This window comes from Nonlabens dokdonensis, from assembly GCF_002162835.1.
GTDB lineage: Bacteria > Bacteroidota > Bacteroidia > Flavobacteriales > Flavobacteriaceae > Nonlabens > Nonlabens dokdonensis_B.
In genome coordinates, this window is sequence record NZ_MAAX01000047.1 from 1 (window position 1) to 18097 (window position 18097).

Annotated in this window: 12 protein-coding genes; 8 read left to right on the forward strand and 4 right to left on the reverse strand. The window is 35.9% G+C overall.

All coding sequences use genetic code 11. The annotated features are described in order from the left end of the window. Positions 1 to 13 precede the first annotated feature (13 nt). On the forward strand, positions 14 to 622 hold the full coding sequence (locus A9Q93_RS02760) for a DUF4254 domain-containing protein (protein WP_303685853.1): 609 nt from the start codon (positions 14 to 16) through the stop codon (positions 620 to 622). A 3-nt stretch (positions 623 to 625) separates the two neighbouring features. Then, positions 626 to 1657: a glycosyltransferase family 9 protein gene (locus tag A9Q93_RS02765; RefSeq protein ID WP_303685854.1), complete on the forward strand. Its 1032-nt coding sequence runs from the start codon at positions 626 to 628 to the stop codon at positions 1655 to 1657. A 55-nt stretch (positions 1658 to 1712) separates the two neighbouring features. On the opposite strand, the gene A9Q93_RS02770 is transcribed toward A9Q93_RS02765, so the two are convergent. Both A9Q93_RS02770 and A9Q93_RS02775 read right to left on the reverse strand, forming a co-directional pair. Further along, the gene (locus A9Q93_RS02770) at positions 1713 to 2234 is read right to left on the reverse strand and encodes a GRAM domain-containing protein (RefSeq protein ID WP_303685855.1); all 522 of its coding nucleotides are present in this window, start codon (positions 2232 to 2234) and stop codon (positions 1713 to 1715) included. A gap of 250 nt (positions 2235 to 2484) precedes the next feature. Further along, the gene (locus A9Q93_RS02775) at positions 2485 to 8007 is read right to left on the reverse strand and encodes an alpha-2-macroglobulin (RefSeq protein ID WP_303685856.1); all 5523 of its coding nucleotides are present in this window, start codon (positions 8005 to 8007) and stop codon (positions 2485 to 2487) included. A gap of 192 nt (positions 8008 to 8199) precedes the next feature. Here A9Q93_RS02775 and A9Q93_RS02780 point away from each other — a divergent pair, with 192 nt between their 5' ends. Together A9Q93_RS02780 and A9Q93_RS02785 are read left to right on the forward strand one after the other, a co-directional pair. Further along, complete coding sequence (locus A9Q93_RS02780) at positions 8200 to 8859, forward strand: hypothetical protein (protein ID WP_303685857.1); 660 nt, start codon at positions 8200 to 8202, stop codon at positions 8857 to 8859. Between the two features lie 9 nt (positions 8860 to 8868). After that, positions 8869 to 9168, forward strand: a complete 300-nt coding sequence (locus A9Q93_RS02785; protein ID WP_303685858.1) for a hypothetical protein — start codon at positions 8869 to 8871, stop codon at positions 9166 to 9168. 296 nt (positions 9169 to 9464) lie between these two features. On the opposite strand, the gene A9Q93_RS02790 is transcribed toward A9Q93_RS02785, so the two are convergent. Further along, the gene (locus tag A9Q93_RS02790) at positions 9465 to 10079 is read right to left on the reverse strand and encodes a hypothetical protein (protein WP_303685859.1); all 615 of its coding nucleotides are present in this window, start codon (positions 10077 to 10079) and stop codon (positions 9465 to 9467) included. 101 nt (positions 10080 to 10180) lie between these two features. Continuing rightward, positions 10181 to 12325 (reverse strand): TonB-dependent receptor, encoded by a 2145-nt coding sequence (locus A9Q93_RS02795; protein ID WP_303685860.1) that lies wholly within the window; start codon positions 12323 to 12325, stop codon positions 10181 to 10183. 568 nt (positions 12326 to 12893) lie between these two features. On the opposite strand from A9Q93_RS02795, the gene A9Q93_RS02800 reads away from it, so the two are divergent. The 4 genes from A9Q93_RS02800 to A9Q93_RS02815 all read left to right on the forward strand — a co-directional run. Further along, complete coding sequence (locus A9Q93_RS02800) at positions 12894 to 14756, forward strand: M1 family metallopeptidase (protein WP_303685861.1); 1863 nt, start codon at positions 12894 to 12896, stop codon at positions 14754 to 14756. 220 nt (positions 14757 to 14976) lie between these two features. Beyond that, on the forward strand, positions 14977 to 15345 hold the full coding sequence (gene rnpA, locus A9Q93_RS02805; protein WP_303685862.1) for a ribonuclease P protein component: 369 nt from the start codon (positions 14977 to 14979) through the stop codon (positions 15343 to 15345). 511 nt (positions 15346 to 15856) lie between these two features. Beyond that, complete coding sequence (locus A9Q93_RS02810) at positions 15857 to 17500, forward strand: S41 family peptidase (protein WP_303685863.1); 1644 nt, start codon at positions 15857 to 15859, stop codon at positions 17498 to 17500. Then, positions 17500 to 18097, forward strand: a 598-nt coding sequence (locus tag A9Q93_RS02815) for an OmpA family protein (RefSeq protein WP_303685864.1), incomplete at its 3' end; no start/stop codon positions are given. The genes A9Q93_RS02810 and A9Q93_RS02815, both read left to right, overlap by 1 nt.

Genomic DNA, 18097 nt, shown 5'->3' on the forward strand with positions numbered 1-18097 from the left:
CTAAATCAAGATTATGTTCTCAGATAAAGCCAATAAAATTTTACAAACCGTTATAGATACTTACCATAAGGTAAATACTGTTGATCAACCATTTGAAAATCCTTATGATCGCAATTCACATCTTATTGAGCATTTACTATACCGCAAGTGCTGGATAGATACCGTACAGTGGCATTATGAAGACATTATTAGAGATCCACAAATCGATCCAGTTGCGGCGCTTAAACTTAAACGTCAGATTGATGCTAGCAATCAAGATCGTACCGATATGGTAGAATTTGTAGACAGCTATTTTCTTGACAAATACAGCGATGTTTCTATAAAAAATGGTGCTAGAATTAATACAGAAAGTCCTGCTTGGGCAATAGATCGCCTGTCTATTCTTGCACTTAAAATTTACCACATGAATGAAGAAGCCACTCGTACAGACGCTTCTCAAGATCACATCAACGCTTGCCAAAAGAAACTTGACATTCTCTTAGAGCAACGTGTGGACTTATCTACAGCTTTAGACCAATTACTAGAAGATATTTCTAATGGAGATAAGTACATGAAAGTGTACAAGCAAATGAAAATGTACAATGACGACGAGCTTAATCCTGTGCTAAGAGCACTTAAATAACTCATGTCACTACCTCAACGTATTCTCGTCATTAGACTAAGCGCTATGGGCGATGTCGCCATGTGCGTGCCCGTTTTACTGGCTTTAAAAAGAGACTATCCTGAGGTGGAAATAGTTGCGCTTTCGCGAAAGCGATTTCAATCCATTCTAGAGTACGTTCCAGATATTACTTTTATAGAAGCAGATGTCGACAATAAACACAAAGGAATTTCTGGTCTCTACCGACTTTCAAAAGTTATAAAAGCTCAAAACATTGATGCGGTAGCAGACTTTCACAACGTCCTGCGTAGTAAGATTCTGAGAGCTTTTTTAATAGGCGTTCCTAAATCTAAAATAGACAAAGGTCGAGCTGATAAAAAACGACTCGTAAATGACCTTAGTTTTTTTAAACCATTAAAGCATAGTACAGAACGCTATGCAGATGTTTTACGAAATTTAGGTTTTAAAATTGAATTACAAGGAAATGAATTTTTATCAAAAGAGGCTGTTTTACCTCAAATTCATAATAAAATAGGTAGAAAAACCTCAAAATGGGTAGGTTTTGCACCATTTGCTGCTCATAAGACAAAAGCGCTCACCGTAAAAAAAGCTAAGAAAATAGTACAAGCGATTGCAAAAGATGAGCAGATTACTATTATCCTTTTTGGTGGTGGGAAGAAAGAAGAAAAACAACTGCAACTGGTTGCTGGTACCACAACAAATGTGATCAATCTAGCTGGACTGACCAGTTTTGAAAATGAGCTGACGATTATGTCCCAATTGGATGCGATGATCGCTATGGATAGCGGTAATGGCCATCTTGCGGCATTGTATGGTGTTCCAGTAATTACGTTATGGGGAAATACGCATCCTTATGCTGGTTTTGCTCCTTACGGTCAACCTGAGAAAAATCAATTGACCGTAGATCGGGAGAAATTTCCTTTAGTTCCTACTTCTATTTTTGGAAATAAAGTAGTGAAAGGATATAAGAAAGCGACAAGCTCTATTAAAGTGAAAGCTGTTGTGAGCAGATTAAAAAAGGTCTTAGAGTCTTAGTTCTTAATCGCTTCAAGAAATATTCTGAGCGATTTAGCTCTGCAGCGGCGTAACGTTAGATACTATTATTCAACTTTTTCAACTCAGTAATAAACTCATCTCGACCTTGAATTATAAATCGGTAATCTTTCTCGGTAGTTTTTAAGGTTACATCATTTTTAAGAAGATTAAAAAGACGGTTTTTAACCTCATAACTGATAATATCTTCAATCTTAATTACTGTTTCTCCAGTCTGAATATTGATTTTATGAGATTTGAAAAGCACACTTTTATCAGTTAAGGCTATTTTTCCACCTACGCCTTCTTTACCTCTAAAAAGATTTGCGCCAAATTCTTTAATTAAGGTTTCATTTTCTGGGATTGTGATGGTGATCTTCTTAAAAGAATAACGAGCAAACAATATCATTAAAGTAGCAAATAATGGTCCTGCTATGATTAAAAAAGCTACAAAGTTTATAAGCAGTGCCTTTAAGGAGAATTCATCAGTAACTCCGTAAAATAGTGTCATTATAATCCACATCGGGATTCCAAATCCCATGGCGGTAATCCAAAACTCTTTACTGAACATTTTTATCATAGAACTAAGATAACTTTAGGTTTACATTTTTCCAAAACTGTAGTTTAGTAAAAATCGAAATTAAATTTATGTTTTTCTGAATACATTGAACAATTTCTCATTGTCAAACTGAGCTTGTCGAAGTTGGATTGAAATCGAGATTTAAACTCGTCTTCGACAAGCTCAGACTGAAATCTTTTACTTTATTATTAATCAAACCCCAAAGGTTTTAGAAACCTTTGGGGTTGGCTTTATCATCGATTACTCCTTTTTACCTCACCACCTCGATCCATTGTCCTTTATTACGCACAATATAGTCATTATCGTACATGGCTTCACATTGTATTCCTGGTAGGTAATACCTTCCTAGATAACTGGCATTGATCGTTGTTTTAAAAGTGAGTGTTTCTCTAGCTTTTAAATCAAAATAGTAGTTGACACGATCATCTTTAATATCGGTGTATTCGATGCTGGTATTTGCTTCTTCAGCGCCGTAATCGGTGAATCTGGTATTGACTATTTCCCAACCAGAAGGCAAGATTTGAGTTAGTGCCACATCTTCTATTCTAGATCCAGTAGTATTTGTAATCGTAGTGATCGCGGTAAGTTCTGTTCCTTGATTTACTTTACTCACGTTGATTGGTTTTCCTTCTTTGTCTACATAAGTGATCGTGGCATTCAATTTACTCTGAGCTGTTTTTTCATTTCCTACAGGCAATTTACCAGTCATAGCATTAGTGATAAAAATCATGTTATCACCAGTGTTCGTTACCGTAAAAGAAGTAGCTTTTCCATCAATATCTAGATCTCGATTTGCCAAACTTTTAGAACTGGAAACAGTAGTTGTTTTTCCATTAAAAGTATAGCTCACGTTAACTCCTTTTCCTCCTACATGATTTGCATATTTACTGATAGCAATAAAACTATAAGCTAGTGCTTGCGTGTTGTAATAACGGTCAGAGTCTAGGTTTTTTGCCAGTTCTTCCATGATTTGTCTTGCACGCTCATCCTTTTTCATGATCGTGTAGGTTTCTAATGCCATCGCACGATTACGCTGTGGCGAACCATAAGTTCTATAATCATACTTTTGAGGCTTGAAATCTATATTACTTTTTGATAGAAGTTCTTCTGCTGCCTTGTTCTGTCCTACTAATGCATAGGCAGCAGCTAGTCTTAATTTACTATCGTTAGAAAGGTTTGCGTTTTCGCGTAAGCGGTTCATAGAAGATAAATCTGGCGCTCCTGCCACCGCTAGCGAATACAATCTGTAGGCCTGATATAAATCATTATAGTTGTTATAACGCCATTGTTTTGCCACTCTTTTTTGATAAGCGATCCAGTTAGACTTGAACGAAATAGGAACGGTATAACCTGCAGTTTCTGCCTCTATCATAAAGTGACCTGCATATGTCGTTCCCCAATCGTTAACGCTACCGCTACCAGGCCAGTAAGAAAACCCACCATTTGCTTTTTGGTAGTAACCTAACTTATTAATCGCAGCTTTAATATTGTGACTAATTTGCTTTTGCTGATTGCTATTTAAATCTACCACACTAGCAAGATGCAATTGTGGGAAAGCCGCACTAGTCGTTTGCTCCACACAACCATGCGGATAACGAATCAAATAGTTCAATCTACGCCCTAAATCCATAGGTGGTAAACTAGAAAAAGTCACGGTAGATGAATTAGTTCCTTTGGTTCCAAAAGGATTGATCGCTATAGTGGCTGTCTCACCAGGTTTAACGATAGCTTTTTCAGAAATCGTGCTGTATGGATTAGGATTTACTACATCAATTTCTGTTTCATAAGCAGCTGTTTCTCCGTTTCCTTTTGCAGAGAGTTTCAGTTGTGCAATTCCAGTAGCTTCCTTGACTTTTATATCAAAGTAGGCAATTTGATCGCCAGTTTCTGTGAACTTTAAATCTTGGGTATTTCCATTCAATAACTCAAAGAACGGTGAGTTTTCCAGTGTCACTTTTACATCTTTTACCTTATCATCCATTGCAAAAACAGTTACCGGTAATTTTACTGTTTCTCCAGGAGACAGCTTTCGCGGAAGCGAGGCAAGCATCATTAATGGTTTCTTTACTGGAGTCGCAATTTCGGCACTACCGTAGGCTTCGGTGCGATCATTACCAGCTACTACCATAGTGCGCACAGAACCTACATACTGTGGTATGTCTATAGTGTGTGTTTTCTTCTCGCCAGGTTTTAAGGCAAATGGACCTAAATGAATCACCATAGGTTTAAAACGGTTAGCTTTTTTTGCTTTAGAAGCTGCTGCACTTCCATCTCCACCTATGGCAAATGCGGCGTCTATACGACCTCCATAAGCACCGATGACATCATCAAAAATATCCCAAGTTTTAACTCCTAAAGCTTCTCGTGCAAAGAATGTATCCCAAGCATCAGGTGTTTTGAAATTAGTGAGGTCCAGCAAGCCTTCATCCACAACTGCTAGTGTGTAAGTCATGGCTTTCCCATTTTTCTCGCTAATCGTAATTTTTGAACTGGTTTTAGGTGCGAGTTCTTTAGGCATCTTAATTTGTGGCTCAAGGTGTGTTGCCTCATTCTCTACTAATAATGGTATCACACCATACATTCTCAACGGCAAATCGTTTGCTGTTTGAGCGTGTTTCTGTAAGTAAGTAATATGTACATAAACATTAGGAACGTAGAGATTGTTAAGCGGTATGGTTACTTGAGTTTGCTTATCTGTAGTTTCTGCCCATTGTGCATCCAGTACTTCAGTACCGTTTTCTACCGTAATCAACGCACGTCCACCTGCAGAAGATGGGAACGTAATTTTTGCGTTTTCTCCTGCTTTATAGGTTTTCTTATCTGCATTAAAGATGAGCATAGAAGCCATTTCTGGATCTACTTTGCGGCTTTTTCCTGCCCATCCTGGCCAGTCTACATAAATAATTTTCCCAGTAGAATGTCCTGATTCAGGATCATAAACGCGTACTAAATATCTTCCCCATTCTGGATAATTAAGAGAGAATTTAAAATTTCCTTTTCCTTTAGAGCCAGTATTTATGGTATTGCTATACACTTGCTGACGGTATTCTCTGGCTTCATATCTAGAAAGACTTCCAGACTGTGATTGCCACCACCATCGCCAGTTTACTTTATAAACTTTTACTTCTAGCTCTTTAGTTGCTTTAGGATTACCATTTTGATCTAAGGTTACCACGTCAAAATTATGGTCGGTATCCGTAAGTAGCATACCTCTTTGCTTATCTCCTGGTGGCACGTCTATACCTACATAAGTATCATATGGAGAATAGGTCTTAGTGGTTACATTAGTACTAAAGTCACCACCGTTTTCATACACTTTAGTTAGGAAACTAGCTTTTAACATTCCAGGAGCTTCAGAATCCATATTGGGTTCAAAATTAAATGTTGCATCACCGCTTTGATCTAGGTTTCCATCAAAAACTTCAGATTCTTGAAGATCAAAAAATCTAGAAGGATCGTCAAAAACATAGCTGTCGTATTTCTTGAATTTTGTGGTCGTTGCATAATACTTTGCAGTAACGTTTGCTTTAAGACCTTTTGCAGTTGCGCCGTGCAACCACATTGCATTTAAAGAACCGTTGACATTTTTACCTGATTTGATAATCTCTTCATCAAAATCTAGTTTTACTTTTAAGCGATTAGGTTTAATGGTTTCAATTTTCAATGTTTTATTGAAGGTCACGCCACCTACTTCTACTTTTGCATTCCAGTTTCCTGTAGGTGCATTATCATCTGTTTTCAGATCAAATTGATAGAAATTATTCAACCCATTTTTTTGAACTTCTTTATGAGTAATTTTCCCATTAGGGTTTCTTAATTCTAACTTGATAGGATGACCGTTAGGTAGTTTATTATCGGCATCGTTGAGCATGAAAGTTAAATAAATATGGTCTCCTGGACGCCACACGCCACGCTCACCATAGATGTAGCCTTTGATACCTTTTTTCAATCGCTTTCCAGAAGTATCGAACTTACTTACTGAAAGTGCATTACCATCATCTAATCGCACATAACCATGCTGATTATTATAAGTAACCTTTGCAAAGAATGCTGGATTATCTAATTTGATATCTAATAAACCTTGATTATTAGTACGCGAACTAGCTATTTCTTGCTGTTGAAAATTGAATAGTGTTACTTGAGCACCGCCTAAAGGTTTTGTGGTAATAATATTATTTACCGCAATTAAATAACCGTTTCCTTCACCTCTTTTTACTGTAATTCCTAGATCGCTAGCAAGCACATTTGTACTAACTTTTTTATTTCTATAAAAAGAATGAGTACATGGATCTTCACGATCTCTCCAGTTGTAATCATAATAACCGTACTCATCATCATAGTAGTAATTTTGAGCGCCATCCCAATTACTAGCTTCAAAAGAATCGTCAAAATCTACCTCTTGAATCTCTGGTTGATTTTCTGGAGTATACTCGCATTTGTATGCACTGTAAGCTAATTTGTACTTAAATTCTATTCTATAAATAGCACCAGGATCTGTGGCGATGACTTCATTTAAATCAACAGAATAGGTATTCCACCTATTAACATCATTTCCTGTAGCTTTAAGATCCACCACTTTACGAGCAACTGGTCTTCCCACGTTTCTCATACGCCCAGTTGAACCTATATTATTGTTCTGCAAAAACTGTAAAACATTATTGCTATAAATTTTATATACCCAAACATCAACAGCATTAAGATTTACCGCTTTAAAATTGATTTTAGAATTTTGAGAAGACGGTAATATAGTACCAGATCTCACTAGTTTCACTTCTGGATTAACTTGTTCGAAAGCTATATAACTAGAAAATCCATTTTTTAACTTATAACCATCTATGCTTGTAATACCTGTAAAAACCTCCACTTTTTTAGATCCAGTGACTGTTTTTGAAGGATATACTTTTAACTCGTTTCCTTTACTTTCAAATTTCATTTTATCAACGCCTTCTATCTGAATCATTCCGTCCAGATTTTGAGACTTTTTTAATGGATCTGAAAAGTTGATCAAGATATATTGGGCATCTCCATTTACTAATTCCATGTCCGTAACTGAAAAACTATTTTTACCTGGAAGTGTAATTGTGTTCTCTCCACTACTATCTACTCCTATGCTTTTCCCGTTCCATGAAATTTCCACTTTTTCATCTTCTATAGGACGCTTAATACTATCGATCTTGAATTCAAAATACTTACCTAAAGCAATTGAGTTTTCAAATTTCAGAGGTAAGTCTTTACCGTTTAATTTTGCTGATACAATTTGCTTTGCATTTTCCAGCTCCATGATGTCACTGGATTTAATGGCTCCAGTAACGTATTGATAATCTCTCTCATAAGATCCTACAGGCTGCGTGCTCACTATATAGTCTTGAGCTATTGTTTTAAATCTAAAAGTAAACTCCTCTAAATCCTTTTCTACCTTCTTGATCTTTGAAAGATCAAAACTTACCGAGTATTCAGCGTCTTGTTTCAGTGGTTTCTCAGGTAAAAAGGAAACCGTTTGCGCATCTAAAGCAGTCAATTTTCCTGAAACATCAGGGCTCAGGCTTATCAAACTATTATCCAACTCTTTTCCCGTAGTCCAACCTTCAACAGGTTCTGTCAATTTGATAGTGATAGGTTCTCTAGTCGAGATCACATCATCAGAAACTTGACTTATGTGTTCTCTGAATTTAAAAAATTCGTTTTGTTGTTCTTGAAGTTTTTCTTCGTCAGTCTTAGTGTCGCAAGAAGCTAAAACAACTAGCGAAAGCATAAATAAAAGAGCTTTTTTCATCAAAATAGAGCAGTGATTAATGGTTAATAGGTAATTTCCTTAAAGTTATAGAAACTTGTTGAAGAACAATCTTATAACGTTAAATAATTTTAAAATATTTCAGAAAGAAAGTTTACGTTTGGTTTTTCCGCTTTCGCGAAAGTGAGATTTATAAAAAACTGTATATTTTAAAAATGAAAAAATGATTAAGATATGTTTCTATTCATACTATTATCAACTCTAGTCATATTCATTTTATATCCTATAGTAGCTTATAGAATTTATAAATCCATTAGAGCAAAAGAGAAAAAAAGATCTTACCGCCTTACTTTTTTAATGCTGTTTCTATTGGTGCTTCCTAATATTTTGTGGAGAACACTACCTGGATCAGATATTATTTGGTATCCTGTTGATTGGGTGATGATTAGAAATTATAATTATGAATTAACTGGCCTAAAATTTAGTAATGGGGAATCTGTTTATAAAAACGAATCTGAAAGAGCGTTCAATGGAGATGGCTATTCTATAAATATTTACAAGCTAGATGATGAAGTCGCTCAATATTTCATGTCTCCAAATGAAGACTTCTTTAATAATTATCCCAAAAGAGGAATTAGAGATGACTGGCAAATAACACATTGGAAAAAAACACCTCATAATCAAAGTGAAAAAGGCTTCGTGGGTTTTGCCTATTCACAACTTTATGATCTAAATTTTGAATTAGAGGATTTATTAATTGAAGAAGGGAATTATTACGCCTATAAACACGACATGTACGACGTCTTTGATCCAGACTACTATAGAGGAAATATTGATTTTTATATCATTTGCCCTAAAAGGAAAATTATCGTGAAGATTAATCATAATACCTAAAGCATTAAAATGAAAACCAACTTCATTACATCCCTTGTCCTATCGATTATCATAGGATTTTGTATTCCATTTCAGCATTCATTGTTATCTGGAATGAGTCCTTATTTAGGGGTTGTTACAAACGTAATTTTAGTAATTATTATACTGTCTCTTGTTATTTTGTATTTATTTCAAAAAGTAAAAAAATATAAGATCATTCAAATTGTGGTGGCTTTCCTATTTTTATTTTTAGGAAGTATTGGTCAGTTATTTTTTATGGAATTTTCTACCGATGAAAATCCTAGAAAATATTACGAGGCAGTAGAATAGATTATGACCATACCAAGACAAATATTTGTCATGTCAAATCTTAAAAAGACAAAGACGCAAGAGTAAAGGTCTTTCCCTTCAGCTGCTTGCATCCGACGAGTGAAGTTTACAAAACGAGAGGAATGCATAAAAAAGTGAAGTAGCGCCAGCGATGAACGCAAAGGGTTTGGTGCGATACTAATTCTTCTTAAAAACCTTGATTTTAATTTCATTTCTAACACCGCAAACCCCTTATTTAATTCATAAACGAATTAAATTTTCCCCTTTGAAAAAGGGGAAAGCTTTTATTAAAAAATCTACTCACATTCCTTTTTTGCATCCATAGCTCCTTTTTTGCCCCAGCGAGGTTCAAAACCTTCTACGGTTTCTTTTTCAAATAATGCGATGGCTTTATCGATCTCACCACAATATGGAGCGATATCTTTCCCAAAGAATTTTGCACTACCCATTAACCATCTTGCTCTATTTGCTATGACTCTTGGGTTTTCTGGAGCAATTTGAATCGCTTTTTCATATAATGCGGTTGTTGCACCAGATAATTTCATTCCGTAAACGCGGCTGTCGTAAGTGATCCAGCAAGTATTTAACATGCCTTGTAATACCATTATTTCTGGATTGTTTTCTGATAATAACTCGGCATCATTAATTAATTCTTGTGCTTTGTTCATGTGCTGCAAGGTTTTTTCTTTAGATAATTGTCCCCAAGAACTGTTCACGTTGCACAAGGCTGCATAATACGCTGGTAACCAATTTTCTTTTTCGGCTTTTGCAACGCGTTCAAATTGTTGTGATGCTGCTTGCAAGTCAGTTTGCATTAATTCTAGTCCTTTTTTCATGGCTTTTTCATAGCCCGTTTGTGCGGTAAGACTTAGTGATAAAAAGAGGATGAAAGTGGTGATTATAGTTTTCATGAGTAAGCGTTTAATTGATTATGATACAATTATAGTGGCGATCTCGCTTTCGCGAAAGCGGAACCAACCCAACTGTAGAAACCAGTGACTGAGTTGTAGATTTATAAATTATCCAACTGATTATCGCTACCGCCGATGGTCCAAAAGAAGCCCACGAAAAAGAAACGATCTGCCGCCTGACCTATCTCACGACGGTTGAATTGTCCTTGAACATCTGGTGTGTTGCTGTACTGATATCCAAAAACATTATCTCTACCCAATACATTTGAAACCGAGAAGTACAAGATCTTTTGCTGGTCGATCAAGTAAGCCCAATTGAAATCCAGGCTTTGAAAAGAACTGGTTCTATCGTTTAAAAAAACAGCTTCATTTGCATTGGTAAAAGGACGACCGCTGGAGTAATTGAAAGTAGCACCTATTTGTGACTGCCAGTCTTCTATCCAGTATTTTGTAACGAGACTGAAATTATGGTCGGTAGCAAAATTAGGAGTCGCCTCCACAGGAAAATTACGAAACTGTCTTTTGGTATCCAGATAAGAATAACTCACCCAATAATCAAGGTTCTTAATCGAGGTCTCATCTCTCCAAAACAAATCCAGTCCAGCGGCATAACCGCTACCGTCGTTGCCTAAGTCACTATCAAATTGGACACGTTGTGTATCAAACGTGAGTAACTGATCGTACTTTTTATAATACGCCTCTGCTCGCAACATGCGGTTGTTCTTTTTAAACAGAAAGTTGGCGATGTAATGTTGGGCGTTTTCAGGTTTTAAGTTTTCGTCGTATTGCTGTACGTTGTTTTGTGCACTTTGATAAAAATTACCATAAGCTAGAGAAAATTGAGATGCTGGATTGATACTTATAGCAGCACTTAATCGTGGCGATACTCTAAACTGATCGCTGGCTCCATAATAATCGCCACGTATTCCAGCTTTAAATGCGAGATCTTTAGATGCAAAAACCTCAGCCTCTGTAAATGTTCCTGTGATACCGTGATTGATTCCCGTTTCAAAAGTTTCTGTTTCTAACTTGATGTCTTCATTATAATTGATTACAAATTGCTCCACACCCATGTTTAACTTAAAGTAATTATTGTAACGTTTTTGAAGTTTAAGCTTGGCATGTAATGCATTTTCTACCGCTTTAATTTTTGTGGTTGCCACGTTTACATCATTATTATCGTGAGCAAGACTGATACCTGTTTCTATTTTCCAGCTGTCTGATAAATAGCCATTGTAATTTAAATTACCGTAGTAATTTCTATTTCTTAAACCAAAATAGAATCCTTCTTCTACATCAATATCTTCTTGAATGATCGCAAAGTCACTATAAGAATAGGCGCTGTAGGCTTTAAAAAGTCCTTTTTTTAACTCGCGTCTATAAACCGCTTCTCCGTTAATGCTTTGGAAGGGTTTTTCAAAGCGATTGTTTTGCGGAATCAATTCATTATATGGCGCTAGGTTGATGTATTGTGCATTTACACTCAAGCTATTTTTACCCCAAATTTGGGTGTTACCGATGTTGCCACCTACGCTCATGATTCCTATATCTGTTTTTTCTTCTTTAGGAAAATCGGTTGTATTGAGAAGTAATACACTAGAAAGCGCATCGCCGTACTCGGCACTATAACCACCGGTAGAAAATGTAATTCCATCAAATAGAAATGGAGAAAATCTACCTCTGGTCGGTATATTTCCAGTGGTAGGAGAAAACGGTCTAAAAACTCTACTTCCATCAATGAATATTTGAGTTTCATCTGCGCTTCCACCGCGTACAAAAAGACGGCCATCGTCTGCATTATTAGAAGTTCCCGGAAGTGTTTGTAGCGCACCAACAAAATCACCTACTGCTCCAGCGGTAGTTACAATATCAAGCGGTTTCAATACGCTAGCTTTAGAACTATCTCCTGCACTAAAACTTCCTGCACTCAAGACTACGGTGTTTAATGCGTTCATGCTTTCGCGAAAGCGTAACTTCAATCCTACCATTTCATTAATAGGTGCTTCTAGCTCAAAATCTTCATAACCTATATAGCTGGCGATCAATTTACCGTAATCTGTTTCTTCTGTGGTAAAGGAGAATTTTCCATCCATATCAGTTGTAGTGCCATCGTAGGTTCCTTCTAGATAAACATTCACGCCCATAACTGGTTCGTTTTGTTCATCATAAATTACTCCTGAGATAGTGGTTTGCGAAATGGCAGCATAGCTAAGAACGAATGCGAAAAATGTAAAAAGAGTTTTCATGTTGGTGGTTTTGATGGTACAAACATGCCGCCATGTAAGGCTTTTAAAAATTAAGAACTACTGAGTTGTAGGATTTATGGGATGAATTGTATTTTTAAGTATGAATTTCAAAAACTTTGTTTAATGTTCATTGTACAGCATAACTGAATCGTTTGATTCTACTTTGAAATATTTAGGCAAATACTTAAAATGAATAAATTATAGTCATTTTGATTTAATTCTAGGCTTTGTTACTTTTTCGCATTGCTCCAAAAAGTAGCCAAAAAGATCTAGGCTGTGGAATACCTGTCTAAAAATTTTACTCATTATGCTAAAGAAAATTAAAGCTTATAAGAGTGAAAAATCAGTTTAGAAATAAATAAAGTAAAAGGAAGCAAAAAATAATAGAAAGTCAACAAATTTTCTTTTTAACGCTCCATTCGATTCATTTTTTACGACAGACTTTCCAATGCCTTTTCTTAACAAATCAAATATCGTTCAACCACCATAATTAGTTATTTAACTCTCTTCATATCCGATTTCAAGTTCAGTTTCGTAATCCTTATCTTAGCGGTAATAAATTAATCTCATGAAAAAAATCGCTTTGTTATTTACAGCTGCTGTTTTATTAGTTAGTTGTAATTCTTCTAAAAATGTAGTCGCTACACAAAATGCTAGTTCAAGTACTTACTGGCAACAACATGTCAACTATGACATGGATGTAGATATGGACGTAGATCGTTATCAGTATACCGGTAAACAAACTTTAGTGTACACTAACAATTCTCCTGAAACACTCGACCGCGTTTATTATCATTTATTCTTTAACGCATTCCAGCCAGGAAGTGAAATGGACGTACGTTCTCGCACCATTGCAGATCCTGATGGTCGTGTAGGTTCTCGTATCGCCGCATTAGAACCTAATGAAATAGGTTATTTGCACGTGAGTAACATGATGCAAGATGGAAAATCTGTTGTTACAAATGAAGAAGGAACAATTCTCGTGGTAAAATTAAATAAAGCACTTGCGCCAGGACAGTCTACTACATTTGAATTAGATTTTAATGGTCAGGTCCCTAAACAAATAAGAAGAAGTGGTCGTAATAATAGTGAAGGCGTTGCTCTTTCTATGACGCAGTGGTATCCTAAAATGGCCGAATTTGATAAATACGGCTGGAATACATCACCTTATATAGCACGTGAATTTCATGGAGTTTGGGGAGATTTTGATGTAAAGCTTACCATGGATAGAGAATACACCGTAGGTGGAACTGGTTACCTTCAAAATCCTAAAGATATAGGTCATGGTTATGATAAGGCAAACTCAGGTCCTGCAAAAGGAGAAGATGGTAAGTTAACCTGGCATTTTAAAGCACCACAAGTACATGATTTTGCATGGGGCGCAGACAAAGATTTTATCCACGATATCTATAAAGGAGCAAACGGTGTTGATCTTCACTTTTTCTACAAAGACAATGACGCGATAAAAAAGAACTGGAAAGAATTACAACCTGTTACTAATGAGTTTCTAAAGTTCTTTAATAAAAATGTGGGAGAATATCCATACAAACAATACTCTGTGATTCAAGGTGGTGATGGTGGAATGGAGTATGCGATGTGTACATTAATAACTGGAGAACGTTCTTTTGGAAGCCTTGCTGGAGTTACAGCTCATGAATTTGCGCACTCTTGGTTTAATCATATTCTCGCTACTAATGAGTCTAAAGATGAATGGATGGATGAAGGTTTTACCACTTACATCTCAAATCTGGCAATGAATGAAGTTTTTAAACAAGGAAGTGAGAATCCTAATGGAAGATCATATCAAGGCTACATAAGTCTTGCAAAATCTGGTAAAGAACAACCACAAACCACTCATGCAGATCGTTATGAATACAATGGAGCTTATGGAACCAGTGCCTATTCTAAAGGAGCTGTTTTTATGGCACAATTAGGTTATATAGTAGGCGATGAAGTACGTGATGATATTATTAAGGAATACTACAATACTTGGAAATTCAAACATCCAGATCCTAACGATTTTAAAAGAGTTGCAGAACGCGTGAGCGGTTTTGATCTAGAATGGTATTTAAGAGACTGGACCATGACTACAAACACTATTGATTACGCTATAGAAGATATGAGTAATGTAGACGGTAAAAACATCATTTCTCTTAAAAGAATAGGATTGATGCCTATGCCACTAGACGTAGAAGTAACCATGAACGATGGAAGTACAAAGATGTATTACATTCCATTAGAAGAAATGAGAGGAGAAAAAGCAGTAGGAAACAATGTTACAACGCTTGATGATTGGGCTTGGGCATATCCTACTTATGAGTTAGTGCTTGACGGTATCAATATGGAAAACATTAAAAGCGTTACCATAGACCCTAATGAAATGATGGCCGATATCAATAAAGAAAACAACACCTGGCAATTGGAAGAGTAATTTTCAGTTAGTTATTGCAATTAACAGTAGGCAGTAATTCTAATACTAGAGTTACTGCCTATTTTTTTGTTGTTTTATCGCTTTCGCGAAAGCGGAAAATTAAAACAGAGTTTTCTACTTAAGAATTCATGATCGTTTTAAACTTTAATCTAAAACTGCATTTACCTGCTTACTCCAAGACTCACTGACTAACAAACTCAAAGACTATCTTTGCACCACAATGAAGCTTACACTAGGAAGAAATAAAAAATTAAAAAGCAAAAAAGCTACTGACCTTCTTTTCTCTGATGGAAAATCCATAAGAAAAGGACCTTTGCGCGTGGTATATTTTATAGAAACAACTGGTGGCGACCATCAAATAGGAGTAAGCGTAGGAAAACGATTTTTTAAAAGTGCCGTAGATCGCAACAGAGTAAAAAGATTGATGCGTGAATCGTATAGACTGCATCAAGAATTACTTCCTGTTTCTGGGGACAAGCATCTTAAAGCCATGTTCCTTTATCAATCTGGGAAAATGCCAGACTATCACTACATCGAGCAGCTTACTAAGAAGTTATTGAAGGAGTTGAATAAGAAGATTATTATTTAAGTATAAATTGGAAGTTAAATTCTTATTAGAAATGTTTTTAAATAAAACATTCAAATGGACTTTGACAATGGCTACTCTAAGTGCCTTTTTGATGATATTAGCTTTAGGAGTAAACAATTATAGACACTTGTTTGGATTCGATCGAAGGTATGCAAGTGATAATTTTGGATTTAATTTTACTTTTTTTATTCCCGTCACTTTTTTAGCTTTAATACTCGGTTTGCTTGTTATTGGTATAACAATTACCAATTGGAAAAATTGGAGAATAAAATGGTTGTTATTAGCCTTATCATTTCCAACGATAGGATTTTGAAGTTTTTCTTTTTACAATCTAATTACTGCAATTTATTAGATAAATTCCGCATACCTGATACCCAAAACCTCATACCTAATGTTCTGGCATCAAACTTGAAGGCCATGCATAATGAATACCAGCGTTATACTTCATATGGTGCTTACTAGTATTTATCCTATATTTAATGCATTCTATACCTAAGTTGTAAAAAAGAATATGAGCAAAAAGATCAATATAAAAAGACAAATCCTACTACCTATTGCAGCAGCTGGACTACTCCTATCTACAGCTAGTTTTCAAAACGATTTCTTTGAGATCGCAAAACAGATTGAAATCTTTACAGAAATGTATAAGCAACTCAACATGAACTATGTAGACGATACAAATCCAGCAGACCTTATGGATAATGCTATAGAAGGAATGATGGAAGGACTCGACCCTTACACGGTTTACTGGACAGAGCAAGAGGTGGAAAAATCAAAGATTAATAGACGTGGATCTTATACTGGTATAGGTGCAAATGTGCGCACTTTTGACGATAAAATTACAATCATTGAACCGTGGAAAGACTATCCAGCAGATAAAGCGGGATTAAAAGCTGGCGATGAAATCATAGAAATAGACGGTGTTAAAATAGCCGATTACAAAGAAAATGCCGGTGATTTGCTTCAAGGATCTGAAGGAACAGAGCTTACTTTAAAATATAAACGTCAGGGAAAAACTAGCACTGCCACTTTAAAGAGAGAAGGCGTTGAAGTAAAAGCGGTCCCATTTTATGAAATGGCTACACCAGATATAGGTTATGTAGTGCTTTCTAAATTTAATCAAAAAGCATCACGAGAAACTAAAGCTGCCATCAAAGAACTTCAAGAAAAAGGCGCCAAAAAAGTGATTCTTGATCTAAGAGGTAATCCTGGTGGACTATTAAGTGAAGCTGTAAATGTTTCTAACTTGTTTATTCCTAAAGGCAAGCTTATTACCAGCACACAGTCTGTCGTAGCAAAATACAATAAAACCTATCTCACAAAACGCAGTGAAGAATTTGAAGGAATGCCAGTAGCAGTTTTAATTAACGGTCGTAGCGCAAGTGCTAGCGAGATAGTAAGCGGTAGTATTCAAGATTACGATCGTGGTGTGATTATAGGAGCAAGAAGTTTTGGAAAAGGGCTTGTACAACGTCCTAAACCACTTTCTTATGGCACACAAGTAAAGATTACCATTTCCAGATATTACACACCTAGTGGTCGCTGTATTCAAGCGTTAGACTATTGGAATCGTGATGAAAATGGTGATGCTGTACGTACTAAAAAGGAAGATTATAAAGCCTTTAAGACGGTAAATAGCGGTCGTACCGTTTATGACGGTGGTGGCGTTGAGCCAGATATTTCTCTTGAAACTGCTGCCTACTCTCCTATCACTACGGCGCTTTTAAAGGAAAATTCCATCTTTGATTATGCGACAGATTACTATTATAAGCATCAGTACAATTCTATAGATGAGATTCAATTTACAGATGCAGACTTTCAAGACTTTGTTTCATGGATAGAAAAACGTGGTTTTGAATTTGAGACGGTTACAGAGTCCGCTTTCGCGAAAGCGTACCAATCAGCCACTAATGAAGAATTAGATGATGATATTAAAACATCTTATGATTCTATGCTAGAAGCTATTAAAAAAGCAAAAAAGAAAGAAGTCATCGATAAAAAAGCCGAATTAAAAAGCCTGCTTACCGACGAAATCGTAAAAAGATATTTCTACAAAGAAGGTCTTTACAACTACCAGATCAAATACAATCCAGAAATAAGAACAGCCATAGAAGTCCTTAATGATGAGGGAAAATATAATCGCATTCTTAAATAATGAAGTTTAAAATTCAAATAGTATCTATATTTCTATTTCTTACACTAGTAGGCAAAGCGCAGCTTACAGAAACCCATTCAGTATATTTTGATCTTGATAAAGACAAGTTTTCTTTCAGTGAAGGAAAACAACTTAATTCCTTTTTTGATGATTTGCTTTACAAGCCGTTGCTAGATGTTAAGATTCTAGGCTATTGTGATGATAGAGGTTCTTATGAATATAACTTAGACCTTTCTAATAGACGAGTAGAAACGGTTTCTGAGTGGTTGCAAAATCATCAAATTACTATAGAAAATATTTCTAAAACCATAGAAGGTCGTGGTGAAGTAGCACTTGAAGATGGATCTGAAGAATTAAGTATAGATGATGAGCGCGCTCAAAACCGTCGTGTAGACGTAGTTTTTTCATTAAAACAAAGTATTGCTAACCGTATTGAAATTAAGAAATTAGATAAAAATGATCTCACTGAAGCTGAAGCTGAAGAAATAAAAACCTATGAAAAGAAAGTAATAGAAACTGTATTAGGCCAGGAAGAAAGTAGTGAGTCTATACCTACTTCAAAGATCAAAGAAACTACAGAAGAGGTACCAGCCGTTG